Source organism: Rhizobium sp. ZK1 (assembly GCF_047782645.1).
Taxonomy (GTDB): domain Bacteria; phylum Pseudomonadota; class Alphaproteobacteria; order Rhizobiales; family Rhizobiaceae; genus Rhizobium.
In genome coordinates this window covers 488,910-502,078 of the sequence record NZ_CP180587.1, presented here as the reverse complement: position 1 = coordinate 502,078, position 13,169 = coordinate 488,910, and the positions used below count along the sequence as shown (strand labels likewise).

Sequence of the window (13,169 nt, the reverse complement as noted above, 5' to 3'; positions counted from 1 at the left end):
CCAGGAACTTTTAGAAAAGACGGCGGTTGAACTTCTTTCGAAACAAAGGAGGCAGCCATGCCAAGAGGCGACAAATCCGCATATTCCGACAAACAGAAGAGAAAAGCCGAACACATTGAGGAAGGCTATGAGGATCGCGGCGTTTCCCATCAGGAGGCCGAACGTCGTGCCTGGGCAACGGTCAACAAGGAGAGCGGCGGCGGCAATAAATCGGGATCGGGACGCGGCAAGAAGGATAGCCATGAATCCTCGGAGAAGGGCGGGCGCGCCTCTGCATCCCGGTCGAAGGAAGAGCGCTCGGCATCGGCCAAGAAGGCGGCTGCAACCCGCAAGCGCAACGAACATCACGCCCATCACTGACGGTTTGTCACCAATCTTTGCAGGCGTTAGGCCTGCAACGTTCTGGAAAGGAACTTGCAATGGCGAAGAAGAAGAAAAAGTGGTCGCAGGATGTGACCGAAAACAGCGACGCCATGGACATTGAGGGAGGCGTCTTCAAATCCCACAATCCGAAGAAGATCGCCAGTTCCCTCAAGCATTCGGCCGAGGGCAGCGATCGCCGCAAATCGAGCCCCTTTCGCTCGGCCATGTCGATGCTGAATTTCTACATCAACCGCGCCGGAGACCAGTTGACGAAGAAGCAAAAGGGCACACTTGAAAAGGCGAAGGACGAGCTTCGTAAGGATTTCGGCCGAGAAACCAGGCACTGAATCACGAGGGTAAATGACTTACGAGCTTTATTATTGGGACGGCATCCAGGGCCGTGGAGAATTCGTGCGGCTGGCGCTTGAGGAAGCCGGTGCCGACTATATTGACATCACCCGCCAGTCCGACCGCGGACGCGGCACCGGCGCAATGTTAGCGATCATGCAGAGCAGCAGCGAAGCGCATATTCCCTTCGCCCCACCCTTCCTGAAGGATGGCGATCTCATTATTCCGCATGTCGCCAACATTCTTCTCTACCTCGGCCCTAAACTCCGACTGGCGCCTGATGACGAAGGGATGCGCTATGTCGTAAACGGGTTGCAGCTCACCATTACCGATTTCGTGGCCGAGGTGCATGACACGCATCACCCGATCGCCACCTCGCTCTATTACGAGGATCAGAAGGAAGAAGCGAAGGCCCGTTCGGCCAGTTTCATCAAAGAACGTATCCCGAAATTTCTCGGTTATTTCGAACGTGTGCGGCAACAGAATCCAACGAGCAGCCAATATATTGTCGGCGACGTGCTGACTTATGTAGATCTGTCGCTTTTCCAGATTATCGAAGGTCTCGTCTATGCCTTCCCAAAAGCGATGAGCCGCTATCGCAGCAAATACCCGCTGCTTGCCGCCCTCCATGACAGCGTCGAGGAGCGGCCCAACATAGCCCGCTACCTGAAATCCGACCGGCGCCTGCCTTTCAACACGCAGGGAGTTTTCCGCCATTATCCGGAACTCGACAGGGATGTGTCCTGAACCTGTTTTCGTTTCGATTTTTCGGGAACGTTTAATCGTGACACCTGTTCTTCGTAAGCACCCCGAATTCGAACCGAAGGAAAGTTGAGGCCATGCCTTCCATCAAATCTGCAAAAATCCTGGTCCTAGCAACTGATGGCTATGAGCGCTCAGAGTTGCGTGTACCGTTCGAAGAACTGAAAAAACGTGGCGCCACCGTGAAGATCGCGTCCATCAAAGAGGGCGAGATCAAGAGCTGGAACAAGACCGACTGGGGCGATACCGTTCCCGTCGACCTTCAGGCCAAGGACATCAGGGTCGAGGATTTTGATGCCCTGGTGCTGCCGGGCGGGCAGATCAATCCGGACAAACTGCGCATCGACGACAGCGCCCTGACAGTCGTCAGCGAATTCTTCAAATCAGGCAAAGTCGTTGCTGCCATCTGTCATGCGCCCTGGCTCCTGGTGGAGGTGGACGCCCTTCGCGGCCGTCAAGCGACCTCCTATTGGTCGATCAAGACCGATCTAATAAATGCCGGGGCTATCTGGAAGGATGAGAAAGTCGTCACCGACGAGGGGATTATCACGTCCCGCTCGCCTGACGATCTTGAGGCTTTCGTCGCCAAGATTGTCGAAGAGGTCGAGGAAGGGCGCCACGAGAAGCGTGCCGCCTGACGCATACCCTCCCGTTAAACTTGAAGCCCGCGGTATCAAACCGCGGGCTCTTTTTTCACTCGGGAACGGCGCGACGCGTCAGGAAATCCAGCATGCGGTTCTCATTCGCCCGAAGCCCCCGCAAGGGCTCGGTATTCCCCTCCTCCAGCGTCTCGTCCCCAGCCGAAAGTGCGATAATCTCCGGGTGGATGTAGCTGGAGCGCGAGATCGCCGGCGTATTATGCAGGACTTCGGCCGCCGCTTCCGACATTTCCTTGACGGTCGGCCGTCGTCCTTCCGACACGGCACTTCGCACCGCATCGAAGGCGGCGAGCGAACCTGCCCATGTCCGGAAGGTCTTGGCAGAGATTGCAATACCCGAGATATCAGCAAGATAGGCATTCAGCCGACCGGAATCGATCGGCTTCAGCGCGCCGGTCTCATCCTTCCAGACGAAGAGCTGCCTGCCTGGAAGGTCCGATATCTCCTCCAGGATTTTCTGCAGGCGTGGATGTTTAAGGCTGCGTTGCACGCGCTTGCCGCCCTTGGCGCGGAACTTCAGCTCTATACGGCCATCGACGATCTTCAGATGGCGCTTGAGCAGCGTCGTTGCACCATAGGTGCCGTTTTCCTTCACATAGGCCTGGTTGCCGACGCGCAGATGCGCTTCGTCCAGCAGTATCGTCAGCGCCGCAAGCACGCCGTTGATATCTTCCGAGCCGGTATCGAGATGATGCAGGACCGTTCGCCGGATCTTCGGGAGCGCCCGGCCGAACTCGATGAGCTGATAAAACTTGCCGGCACTTCGGAAAGATTGCCAATCCTTGTGGTAGCGGTACTGTTTGCGGCCACGCGCGTCATAGCCTGTCGCCTGCAGATGACCGTTCTCGTCAATGCAGATCCACACATTTTCGTAGGCTGGTGGCAAGCCGAGCGCGCGGATGCGCGCCCGCTGGATTTCGTCGGCCAGTGTTTTCCCGTCCGGCAACGTATAGCTGAAGCCCTTGCCCTTTCGTCGTCTGCGAATACCCGGTTCGGTATCGCTGACATAGATCAGGCCAAGCTCGGTGATGACGTCGGCATTCATTGCTTGTTATGAATCCGTCACTTGCTCCGCCGACCGAAGTGGAACCATCTGCGGCGCTCCGCCTTGCTTGCGTCTTTTGGCGGTTTGGTCTGCCCCTTCGGCGCAAAGACTGCAATGCTTTGGGCATAAACCATGACGGGACCCTCCTGCTCATGGAGCTTGAAAGCATCCTCCTCTGCGCCGGTATCGAGGACACGCGCCCAGTGCTTCAGGCCGTTGACCTCCGGCAAACGTACCTCGCAATCGCCGCCGGCGTTGAAGACCAGATAGAGATCGTCCATTTCCTCGGTATCGGGGGAATACGCACTCTTTGAAAGATAGACGCCGAGCACTTGCAGCCCATCATCGTTCCAGGCGCCATCGTCCATGAAATTGGCATCCGGCTTGTACCAGGCGATTTCGATGCGGCCGTCCTCGGAACTGTCGCCGGTCAGAAAGCGCTCCTGCCTCAGCACCGGATGCGCCTTACGGAAGGCAACCGCTTTGCGGCAAAAGTCGAGGAACGGATCATCGAGACCGTCCCATTTCGTCCAGCCGATCTCATTGTCCTGACAGTAGGCGTTGTTGTTGCCGCCCTGACTGTTGCCAACCTCATCGCCGGCAAGGATCATCGGCACGCCCTGAGAGAGCATCAATGTTGCCATCATGTTGCGGCGTCGGCGCGCACGCAGCCTATTGATGTCTTCGTTATCACTCGCGCCTTCGGCACCCATATTGTCGGAATGATTGTCCGAATGGCCGTCTCTGTTATCCTCGCCGTTTGCCTCATTGTGCTTGTCGTTGAAGGAAACCGTGTCCATCAGCGTAAAGCCGTCATGCGCCGAAAGGAGGTTGACCGACGACGTCGCGCCGCGATCCGAGTGATTGAACTGGACCGCCGAGCCGGTAATGCGCTGGGCGAGTTCCGACACCATGCCGCCGTCGCCCTTCCAGAAGCGGCGTACATCATCGCGGAACTTGTCGTTCCATTCCCGGAAGGGATGCGGGAAACCGCCGACCTGATAGCCGCCGGCACCGACATCCCAAGGCTCGGCAATCAGCTTCACGCCGGCAAGGATCGGATCCTGGCGGATCGCGCCGAAGAACAGGCCCTGCCGGTCGAATTCCAGATCCTGGCGGCCAAGCGTGCTGGCGAGATCGAAGCGGAAACCGTCGATGTGCATGACGCCGACCCAATAGCGCAGGCTGTCGAGCACCATGCGCATCACCATCGGGTTGGCGACGTTCAGCGTATTGCCGGTACCCGTCGTATCGAATGTGTGGCGCGGATCGTCAGGCGAAAGGATGTAGTAGCTGGCATTGTCGAGACCGCGAAAAGACATCGTCGGCCCCTTCTCGCTGCCCTCGGCCGTGTGATTATAGACGACGTCCATGATGACTTCGATGCCGGCCGCATGAAACCTCTTCACCATGGTCTTGATCTCGGTGATCTTGTCGCCCGAGAGATAGCGCGCCTGCGGTGCGAAGAAACCGAGCGTCTGATAACCCCAGTAATTCGTCAGCTTCTTCTCTTCGAGATAGCGGTCGTTGGGAAAGAACTGGATCGGCAACAGCTCGATCGCGGAAATGCCGAGTTTGACGAGATGATCGATGATTGGATCGCTACACATGCCGAGAAAGGTGCCACGCAGCCTGTCGGGCACTTTGGGATGCAGCATCGTCAGTCCGCGAACGTGCGCCTCGTAGATAATCGTCTCCGGCCAAGGCCGCCGTATTGCTTCTTCACCCGCCCAGTCGAAATCCGGATCCTGAACGACGCCCTTGACCATGTAAGGCGCGCTGTCACGCTCATCGAAGGAAAGGTCGTCCTTGCCGATCGTATAGCCATAGAGCGCATCGTCCCATTGGAGATCGCCGAGCACCTGCTTGGCATAGGGATCAAGCAGCAGCTTGTTCGGATTGAAACGATGCCCATTCTTCGGATCGTAAGGGCCATGGGCGCGATACCCATAGACCGTACCCGGGCCGATGCCGGCAATATAGCCCGACCAGATGTCGCCTTCTCGCTTCGGCAGCGGCAGCCGGGCGACTTCCTTTTTACCGTCGGGAGAAAAGAGGCAGAGCTCAATCTGCTCGGCATGAGCGGAAAAAACCGCGAAATGCGTGCCTGTGCCGGTATATTCCGCCCCCAGCTCCGGTTTCAGGAAGTCGAGTTCGGAAAAGGAAAAGCTCATGACGCCCCCACTTGATGAATGGCAAGCAGGAAACGTCGTTGCAGTGCGAAAGTTCCGTAAACTACAATCTTTCCGGCCCCATCAGGGCATCAGCTGGCCACCGTTGACCTCGATGATCTGACCTGTGATGTAGCCGGAGAGCGTCGGCGAGGCGAGGAAAAGATAGGCACCGACACAGTCCTCCGGCGTGCCGACGAAGCCCATCGGGATGGACTTGCGCTGCAATTCCATCTGCTCGTCATTCGTATAGCGCTCGTGGAAGGGTGTCGCGATGACGCCCGGCGCAACTGCATTGACGCGGATCCTGTCGGCGACGAATTCCTTGGCGTGGCCATGGGTCATCGTCGAGACGAAACCCTTGGACGCGGCATAGAGGATGGCGCCATTGCCGCCGCCGTTGCGCGCAGCAATCGATGTCGTGTTGATGATGAAGCCGCCCTGCTTCTTCAGCCAGGGATGAGCAGCGCGCGTGGCCGCCAGCACAGAGCGGGCATTAAGGTTCATGACCTTCTCATAATGCTCGTCGGTATATTCCGACGTCGGCTTGCGGCCGAGCATGCCGCCAGCATTGTTGATGAGACCGTCCAGATGGCCGAAGGTCTTGGCCGTCTCTTCGACGACGCGTTCCGTTTCGCCCTCCTTCGATACGTCACCATGCACCAGATGCACCGTGCCGCCGGCTGCCCTGATCTCGTCGGCGAGCTGTTCGGCCGGTTCGCGGCTCGAATTGTAGTGTACGCCGACCTTGGCGCCCTGCGCCGCAAAGGCGCGCGCAACGGCCGCACCGATGCCGGTGGAAGCGCCGGTAATCAGCACAGCCTTACCGGCTAGATCGGGAATTTTGATGGATGCAAGCGATTGAGCAAGATCTGCCATGGCGACGATAGCCTCCCGAAAAACCAAGAACATAGGTGATGACGTGATATGCGCCAGTCTTAGCAGGGGAGATTGGTGAAGGGCAATGCACGAACGAGCGAGATCGGTACGATTGCGGTACCAGTGCCGCCGTTGACACATGACCGGCAGGCCGTAGTCTCGGCCCGACGCAGCGCAATCAGGATGCAGTCGATCGTCGAATAGGCCGCTCTCAGACCCGTTCGAGCGCCACAGCAATCCCCTGGCCGACGCCGATGCACATTGTCGACAGCGAATAGCGACCGCCGGTTTCAACAAGCTCCAGTGCCGCGGTGCCGGTAATGCGGGCACCCGACATGCCGAGCGGATGGCCGAGCGCGATTGCGCCGCCATTGCGGTTTACGCGCTGATCGTCATCGGCAATGCCGAGTTCGCGCAGAACAGCAAGCCCCTGGCTGGCGAAGGCCTCGTTGAGCTCGATCACATCGAACTGTTCCTGCTTCATCGCAAGCCGCGCCATCAGCTTGCGGGAAGCCGGGACAGGTCCAATGCCCATGACGCGCGGCGGGACGGCCCCGGCCGCACCGCCGAGAATACGTGCAATCGGCGTCAGGCCGTATTTTTTGGCAGCCGCTTCCGACGCGATGATGAGGGCCGCCGCTCCGTCATTGACGCCCGAGGCATTACCGGCTGTCACCGTACCGCCCTGACGGAAAGGTGTCGGCAACTTGGCGAGCGCTTCCATGCTGGTCGCACGTGGATGTTCGTCTTTCTCGACGATGATAGGATCGCCCTTGCGTTGGGGGATGGTCACCGACGTGATTTCCTTGGCCAGTCTGCCGCTTGCCTGAGAGGCCGCAGCCTTCGCCTGCGAACGCACGGCAAAGGCGTCCTGGTCCTCACGGCTGACCTTGTAATCCTCAGCAACGTTCTCACCGGTTTCCGGCATGGAATCGACGCCGTACTGCTTCTTCATCAGCGGGTTGACGAAACGCCAGCCGATCGTCGTGTCATGAATTTCGGCAGCACGCGAAAAGGCCGTGTCGGCCTTCGGCATGACGAAGGGCGCGCGCGACATGCTTTCCACGCCGCCGGCGATCATCAGTTCGGCCTCGCCTGATCGCACGGCGCGCGCTGCGGTAATGACGGCGTCCATGCCCGATCCGCAGAGCCGGTTGATCGTCGTGCCCGGCACAGAGACCGGCAGGCCGGCGAGCAGCAGCGACATGCGCGCGACGTTTCTGTTGTCCTCGCCCGCCTGATTGGCGCAGCCGAAGATCACGTCATCGACGGCCTGCCAATCGACGGACGCATTCTTCGCCATCAGCGCCTTTAGCGGAATGGCGCCGAGATCGTCGGCACGCACGGAGGAGAGCGAGCCGCCATAACGGCCGATCGGCGTGCGGATATAATCGCAGATAAAGGCTTCGGTCATGGACTTGTCCTCAAAGTTCGGGAACGACGAGGTCGCCAACCGGCCCCTCGATATGAAGATGCGCGCCGGTCATGGCCTGCAGTTCTTCGACAGACATCCCGGCAAGCTTCTCGCGCAGCACGAAACGCCCGTCCTTGATGTCAATGACGGCGTGGCTCGTATAGATGCGGGTGATGCAAGCCACTCCCGTCAGCGGGAAGCTGCATTTATCGACCAGCTTCGGCTCGCCGTTCTTGGTGACATGCTCGGTGATGACGCAGACCTGTTTGGCGCCGTGCACCAGATCCATCGCACCACCGACCGCCGGCACGCCCTTGGCGCCGACGCGCCAGTTGGCGAGATCGCCGTTCTGGGCAACCTGATAGGCACCGAGGATCGCGACATCGAGATGACCGCCGCGTACCATGGCAAAACTGTCTGCGTGGTGGAAGAAAGCCGCACCCGGCTTCAGCGTCACCGCCTTCTTGCCGGCATTGATGAGATCCCAGTCCTCCTCACCTGAAGGCGGCGCCTCGCCGAAATTGAGGATGCCGTTTTCCGTGTGGAAGATCGCCTGTCGGCCCGGCGGCTGATAGCGCGCAACCATCTCCGGAAAGCCGATGCCGAGGTTCACATAGGCACCGTCGGCGATGTCCTGCGCTGCCCGCCAGGCGATCTGTGCGTTGGAGAGCTTGATATCTTCTCTGGTGTCGACGGTCATATGTAGGCCACCCCGGCTCGAATAAGCTCTTCTTCCTGTTGCGGATTGGCGATCTCGACGACGCGATCGACGAAGATGCCGGGTGTGACGACATGTTCGGGATCGATGCCACCGGCCGGCACGATCGTCGAGACCTGCGCGATCGTCTTGGCAGCTGCCATGCACATCAATGGGTTAAAGTTGCGGCCGGCCTTGTTGTAGGTGAGGTTGCCGTGGACATCACCGACCTGCGCCTTGACGATCGCGAAGTCGGCCTTCAGCCAGCGTTCCTGCACGTAGTGGCGGCCATCGAATTCGGCGATGGCCTTGCCTTCGGCAAGCTCGGTCCCGTAACCCGTCGGCGTATAGAAGGCCGGGATGCCGGCTCCGCCGGCGCGGATTCGTTCGGCGAGCGTGCCCTGCGGCACCAGCTCCAGTTCGATTTGCCCTGCAAGATATCTGTCGGTGAAGGCACGTGGATCGGACGAGCGCGGGAAGGAGCAGACCATCTTCCTGACCATGCCGGCATCGATCATTGCGGCGATGCCGATGCGGCCATTGCCGGCATTGTTGTTGATGACCGTGAGATTTTTCGGCCCTTTGTCGATCAGGGCATGAATGAGCTCGATCGGCGCACCCGAGCCACCGAAGCCACCGATCATCACGGTGGCGCCATCGCCGATTTCGGAGACGGCATCCGCCGCCCTCCCGATTGTCTTGTCCATGCTGGATCTCTCCTTGCCGGCTGAGGCTTCCTCGTGCCCCAATGAGCAAGGCATAAAGCCAGAGCCACCCGGACGGCAAGAATTTTGTGCGTTATTTTATATTTGTTTACATACCGCACAAAGAATTCACGTGCGAATGCGCAATGTTGGTGAAAATTTGATCAAATGGAACGGGCGGAAGAGATGGCAAAAACCTTGGCGGCGAAGCGGAAGCAAGCTTTACGATGTCTCCGGTGGCCTTGCCCAGGTAACTGGAGGCTAGACAGCGGTCAGACGAGAGTGCCCTTCATCCAAGTCTTTCGCCATTTCAGTGTTGCATTTCCGCACTCGACTCATGGAGCGCTCAATGGTTCAATTTCCGCGGCTGGGAGGGGAGTAAGCAGCGATGTATTACGAATGGGACGAGGCCAAGGCGCGCAGGCGGTACCTGATCAAGTTCGCGTCCGTATGGTTGGCGGCTATTGCTCTCGGATTTCTCCCAGTTTGGTGGTTGGTGCAGGAAACCACATTCTAACCTGCCGTTGATACAACCGCACGGCAAATTCATTACCGCAGCTACCTACGATCCGCAGCCTCGATCAGGCTTGGAGGATGCCTCGTAGCACTTTTGGCAGCGAGAACGTTGTCTTCGGATATAGCGTACCGACAAAGGGGGATCGGAAAGCGCCGACACCGGTACCTCGTTTTGCCGAATTGCGGTTCCCTCGGATTGACTGTTTCATGCCAATAATGTGCACCTCCCGTGAGGCGGTTATGGCCCATCACAGTATGCAAACCGAAGACGAAACCTGGTCCGTTATTGACGAAGAGACGCAGATCGTGGCGAATATCGACGGCGTCGAACTGTCAGGTATGCCCCGTCACGAGGCCAGCCAGATGCTTAAAATCCTGGACGCCATTGATAGCATTCGCCGCTCGGCTATTTGCGCCTCCCATGAACTCGCCAAATCCCGAAAGCCGAGGACCCGTCCACGCGGCTAGCAAGAGCGCGTATTGTGCGGAATCCCGCTGGCTTGTCTTTCTTGGCCATCGGATCATTTGCAAGCGACGACCGCATGTCCGCCGTAACGACGATACCCAAGGAAAGGGTTAGCTGAAAGGTGCCCGTACGGTTCGGGGAGGAGAAATGCGCCTCCGCTTCTTACTCCACTTCCAATAGCGCGGGGTTTCGTTTTACCTCTTCCCGGCGAAATCTCGAATGCCCAAATACGGCGATCCCGGTGTAGACGCGGGAACAGCAGAAAAGAAAGCGCTCAAAAAAATGCCGAACACGCTTGCCATGTGAAGCCCATGGTTCGGCTGTTTTCACCGCTTTGCACTGTCAGGCTTAACGTCCTTTGCTTTCCCGCGATGCCGGCAGTGTCGTGCTTTCCCAATGCCACTCCACATTTCCGGGTACAAATCCGAGCTTGAGGTTCCTTCGACCAATAATTCGACGGCTTCCGGTGTTCGGCGCAAGATGGTCGATATCTGTCAGGAACGCGTCAAAACTGTCGCGCCAGCGTGGATCGATGTGGTGATCGGACGCAAGCATGCGTCGATACTGTTCCCGCAGGAACTTGTGCTTATGGGTTTTTGGCATGGTGCTCGAGTGGGAATGCTGGGGTGTCGGAGCAATAGTGAGCGGGCCGTATAAATTGAGTTTGCGTTGGTTGTAAAGGCCTCTTGTCGGCAAAGCAGTTTAACCGTCACGTTCATCCGGCTCGTTGCGAGTGGCAGAACCCGGACGCGAAGCGACATAGGCGGCGCAAGCCAGGATCAGCGCACCGACAATGATTACGAGCGGAACAGATGGCTTGGACGTAACAAGGAATATTGCGTATCCCGCCGACATCCCCATCAAGGCTAAGCTCTTGGACTTGCGGGAAATCGCGCCACTCTCGCGCCAGTCACGCAGCGAGCCGCCAAATCGACTGTTCATCAGATAGGCCTCCAGGCGCGGAGATGACCGGCTGAAGAACCATGCGGCCAGGATCAGGAAGATCGTCGTCGGCATGAGCGGCAGAATGGCGCCGACAATTCCAAGGCCAACCATCAACAGACCAAGGCAAAGGTAGACAGCCCGTCGGAACGAAGGGCGCGATGGACCTGGCGTAGTACTCAATTCACACACTCCTGTCGGGTCGTCAGACCCCGAAATAATCGAAGCCCTGTTCGCCATCCACTCACCCAGACATCAATTTTGACGTCGACGGTTGCCCAGCTGACGCGTAAGTTCGCCGAACCACACGACCACCTTGCGCAACACATTCCAAACATCTGAGCGGAACCTCTACCATGACGACCCACGATTTCGTCGCGACTGCCTTTTACAACGTTATCGGCACCTTGCCTCCTGCTTTGAAAATCATGAGCGGCGATACGGTCGTAACCCGCACGCTCGATGCAGGGGGCCACGACGAGAATGAGGTCCAGCGGGCGCATGGTCCAAATCCTATGAATGGGCCGATCTTCGTTGAAGGTGCCGAACCCGGAGATGCCCTCAAGGTCGAGATTATGGACATGAAACCGACGCGGGACATGGGCTTCACTCGCAGTGTGCTGGCGGCAAATGTCATCGACCCCGAGGCGGCTCGCGATCTTCCGAGATCCGAAAAGACGTTGTGGGACATCGACCGGCAAGCCATGACGGTGAAGCTGAAGGAGCAGGTTGCCGGCATCGAAAACCTCGTCCTACCGCTATCGCCGATGATCGGATGTTTCGGCGTTGCGCCGAGCCACGGCCAGGCGATCTCAACGGCGACCAGCGGCGCGTATGGTGGAAACATGGACTATCGCTTGCTCGGTCCAGGCGCGACGATCTGGTTTCCGGTCTTTGCGCCCGGCGCGTTGTTCTTTCTCGGCGATTGTCATGCGGTCCAGGGTGACGGCGAAATCGTCGGCACCGGCGTCGAAACGACATTCGAGGTCACGGTCCGGCTGACCGTAGAAAAGGCAAGGTCAATGTCCTGGCCGAGAGCCGAGATTGCCGATGACATCATCACCATCGGCAACGCGAGACCGCTGGATCAGGCTCTGCAGCATGCGACGACGGAGATGCTGAACGTGCTCGTAGTGGACTACCGTCTGACGAAGGTGGCGGCCAGCCATCTGCTCGGCCAGGTGGTCCGCTACGATATCGGCAACGTCTTCGATCCCGCCTATACGGTCGCCTGCCGGGTTGCGAAGAAATGGCTTCCGGCGCGCTGAGCAATTGCCGGCCGCACAAGGGCTGCGATCGGAACCTCACCCATCATCGATCCGACAACAGAACTTCTGAGCCACTATCAAGGAGCCACACAAGTCCATGCGCGAAAGCGATTTCGTCAGCGGCTTCGCCCGCGGCCTCAAGGTGATCGAAGCTTTCGGTGAATTGCATCGCCGCCTATCCATCACCGATGCGGCGAAGCGCACCGGCCTCGACCGCGCCACAGTGCGCCGCTCGCTGCTGACGCTCGCCGAACTCGGCTACGCCGATTACGATGGCAAGTTCTTCACGCTGACACCGAAGATCCTGCGGCTCGGGCATGCCTATCTGGAGGCGACACCGTTGCCGGTGCTCATTCAACCGCATCTCGATGCCCTCTCAGAGAAGGCGGGCCAGAGCGCATCCGCTTCGGTGCTCGACGGCAGCGAGATCGTCTATATCGCCCGCGCCTCGCAGCGTCGCGTCATGTCGATCAACTTGACGCCGGGCAGCCGACTTCCCGCCTATTGCGCCTCGATGGGCCGCGTGCTGCTTGCCGCCCTCCCTGAAGCCGAGGCATGGGCGGTTCTTTCGCGAAGCGAGCTGAAGGCGAACACGCCGAACACGAAGACCGATCCTGGGGAACTGATGGCCGAGTTCCGCAAGGTTCGCGCACAGGGCTATGCTCTCATCGACCAGGAGCTTGAAATCGGCCTCTGCTCCATCGCCGTACCGGTCGAGAACGATCGCGGTCAGACCGTAGCTGCCATCAATATCGGTGCACCGGCCGCCCACGTGCCGGCGGCCGAGATGGTCGCGCGCTACCTGCCGCTACTCAAGGAAACGCAAACCACACTGCGCACCGTGCTGCGCTAAAGCATGTCGCGCAAAAGTGCGCAGCAGTTTCGCGATAATGACATGCGTCGAACAAAACCGAAGGCGTGGCAAGCGCAACTGA

Annotated in this window: 14 protein-coding genes; 7 read left to right on the top strand and 7 right to left on the bottom strand. The window is 58.8% G+C overall.

Annotated features, from left to right (window positions below):
• The first annotated feature begins 57 nt into the window (after positions 1-57).
• From ACK9YZ_RS24905 to ACK9YZ_RS24890, 4 genes are all read left to right on the top strand, one after another.
• A complete protein-coding gene (locus tag ACK9YZ_RS24905) occupies positions 58-360 on the top strand; it encodes a plasmid stabilization protein (protein WP_416067986.1) in 303 nt (100 codons plus the stop codon).
• Between the two features lie 59 nt (positions 361-419).
• Positions 420-710, top strand: a complete 291-nt coding sequence (locus ACK9YZ_RS24900; RefSeq protein ID WP_216759195.1) for a DUF3175 domain-containing protein — start codon at positions 420-422, stop codon at positions 708-710.
• A gap of 13 nt (positions 711-723) precedes the next feature.
• Positions 724-1,458: a glutathione S-transferase gene (locus ACK9YZ_RS24895; protein WP_416067985.1), complete on the top strand. Its 735-nt coding sequence runs from the start codon at positions 724-726 to the stop codon at positions 1,456-1,458.
• Between the two features lie 92 nt (positions 1,459-1,550).
• The gene (locus tag ACK9YZ_RS24890) at positions 1,551-2,111 is read left to right on the top strand and encodes a DJ-1/PfpI/YhbO family deglycase/protease (protein ID WP_416067984.1); all 561 of its coding nucleotides are present in this window, start codon (positions 1,551-1,553) and stop codon (positions 2,109-2,111) included.
• Positions 2,112-2,166: 55 nt separating this feature from the next.
• On the opposite strand, the gene ACK9YZ_RS24885 is transcribed toward ACK9YZ_RS24890, so the two are convergent.
• The 6 genes from ACK9YZ_RS24885 to ACK9YZ_RS24860 form a co-directional block, all read right to left on the bottom strand.
• Positions 2,167-3,177, bottom strand: a complete 1,011-nt coding sequence (locus ACK9YZ_RS24885; protein WP_416067983.1) for a DNA topoisomerase IB — start codon at positions 3,175-3,177, stop codon at positions 2,167-2,169.
• A gap of 17 nt (positions 3,178-3,194) precedes the next feature.
• A complete protein-coding gene (glgX, locus tag ACK9YZ_RS24880) occupies positions 3,195-5,351 on the bottom strand; it encodes a glycogen debranching protein GlgX (protein WP_416067982.1) in 2,157 nt (718 codons plus the stop codon).
• Positions 5,352-5,432: 81 nt separating this feature from the next.
• Positions 5,433-6,227, bottom strand: coding sequence for an SDR family NAD(P)-dependent oxidoreductase (locus ACK9YZ_RS24875; protein WP_416067981.1), 795 nt, complete (start codon positions 6,225-6,227; stop codon positions 5,433-5,435).
• A gap of 211 nt (positions 6,228-6,438) precedes the next feature.
• A complete protein-coding gene (gene pcaF, locus ACK9YZ_RS24870) occupies positions 6,439-7,641 on the bottom strand; it encodes a 3-oxoadipyl-CoA thiolase (protein ID WP_216759201.1) in 1,203 nt (400 codons plus the stop codon).
• Positions 7,642-7,651: 10 nt separating this feature from the next.
• Positions 7,652-8,341, bottom strand: coding sequence for a CoA transferase subunit B (locus ACK9YZ_RS24865; RefSeq protein WP_416067980.1), 690 nt, complete (start codon positions 8,339-8,341; stop codon positions 7,652-7,654).
• Complete coding sequence (locus ACK9YZ_RS24860) at positions 8,338-9,045, bottom strand: 3-oxoacid CoA-transferase subunit A (protein ID WP_216759203.1); 708 nt, start codon at positions 9,043-9,045, stop codon at positions 8,338-8,340. Before ACK9YZ_RS24860 ends, ACK9YZ_RS24865 begins: the two co-directional genes overlap by 4 nt.
• Before the next feature lie 753 nt (positions 9,046-9,798).
• Between ACK9YZ_RS24860 and ACK9YZ_RS24855 the strand changes: the two genes are divergently transcribed.
• Positions 9,799-10,026 carry a hypothetical protein gene (locus tag ACK9YZ_RS24855; RefSeq protein ID WP_416067979.1) on the top strand — a complete coding sequence of 76 codons (228 nt, stop codon included), beginning with the start codon at positions 9,799-9,801 and terminating at the stop codon, positions 10,024-10,026.
• A 700-nt stretch (positions 10,027-10,726) separates the two neighbouring features.
• Here the strand turns inward: ACK9YZ_RS24855 and ACK9YZ_RS24850 are convergent.
• The gene (locus tag ACK9YZ_RS24850; protein ID WP_416067978.1) at positions 10,727-11,158 is read right to left on the bottom strand and encodes a YbaN family protein; all 432 of its coding nucleotides are present in this window, start codon (positions 11,156-11,158) and stop codon (positions 10,727-10,729) included.
• A 164-nt stretch (positions 11,159-11,322) separates the two neighbouring features.
• Between ACK9YZ_RS24850 and ACK9YZ_RS24845 the strand changes: the two genes are divergently transcribed.
• Both ACK9YZ_RS24845 and ACK9YZ_RS24840 read left to right on the top strand, forming a co-directional pair.
• Positions 11,323-12,234, top strand: a complete 912-nt coding sequence (locus ACK9YZ_RS24845) for an acetamidase/formamidase family protein (protein ID WP_416067977.1) — start codon at positions 11,323-11,325, stop codon at positions 12,232-12,234.
• A 97-nt stretch (positions 12,235-12,331) separates the two neighbouring features.
• The gene (locus tag ACK9YZ_RS24840) at positions 12,332-13,087 is read left to right on the top strand and encodes an IclR family transcriptional regulator (RefSeq protein ID WP_416067976.1); all 756 of its coding nucleotides are present in this window, start codon (positions 12,332-12,334) and stop codon (positions 13,085-13,087) included.
• Positions 13,088-13,169: the final 82 nt, after the last annotated feature.

Excerpts from the sequence above, each read along its gene's own strand:
- ACK9YZ_RS24905 (WP_416067986.1), top strand. The coding sequence starts at position 58 with ATGCCAAGAGGCGACAAATCCGCATATTCCGACAAACAGAAGAGAAAA.
- ACK9YZ_RS24900 (WP_216759195.1), top strand. The coding sequence starts at position 420 with ATGGCGAAGAAGAAGAAAAAGTGGTCGCAGGATGTGACCGAAAACAGC.
- ACK9YZ_RS24895 (WP_416067985.1), top strand. The coding sequence starts at position 724 with ATGACTTACGAGCTTTATTATTGGGACGGCATCCAGGGCCGTGGAGAA.
- ACK9YZ_RS24890 (WP_416067984.1), top strand. The coding sequence starts at position 1,551 with ATGCCTTCCATCAAATCTGCAAAAATCCTGGTCCTAGCAACTGATGGC.
- ACK9YZ_RS24885 (WP_416067983.1), bottom strand. The coding sequence starts at position 3,177 with ATGAATGCCGACGTCATCACCGAGCTTGGCCTGATCTATGTCAGCGAT.
- glgX (WP_416067982.1), bottom strand. The coding sequence starts at position 5,351 with ATGAGCTTTTCCTTTTCCGAACTCGACTTCCTGAAACCGGAGCTGGGG.
- ACK9YZ_RS24875 (WP_416067981.1), bottom strand. The coding sequence starts at position 6,227 with ATGGCAGATCTTGCTCAATCGCTTGCATCCATCAAAATTCCCGATCTA.
- pcaF (WP_216759201.1), bottom strand. The coding sequence starts at position 7,641 with ATGACCGAAGCCTTTATCTGCGATTATATCCGCACGCCGATCGGCCGT.
- ACK9YZ_RS24865 (WP_416067980.1), bottom strand. The coding sequence starts at position 8,341 with ATGACCGTCGACACCAGAGAAGATATCAAGCTCTCCAACGCACAGATC.
- ACK9YZ_RS24860 (WP_216759203.1), bottom strand. The coding sequence starts at position 9,045 with ATGGACAAGACAATCGGGAGGGCGGCGGATGCCGTCTCCGAAATCGGC.
- ACK9YZ_RS24855 (WP_416067979.1), top strand. The coding sequence starts at position 9,799 with ATGGCCCATCACAGTATGCAAACCGAAGACGAAACCTGGTCCGTTATT.
- ACK9YZ_RS24845 (WP_416067977.1), top strand. The coding sequence starts at position 11,323 with ATGACGACCCACGATTTCGTCGCGACTGCCTTTTACAACGTTATCGGC.
- ACK9YZ_RS24840 (WP_416067976.1), top strand. The coding sequence starts at position 12,332 with ATGCGCGAAAGCGATTTCGTCAGCGGCTTCGCCCGCGGCCTCAAGGTG.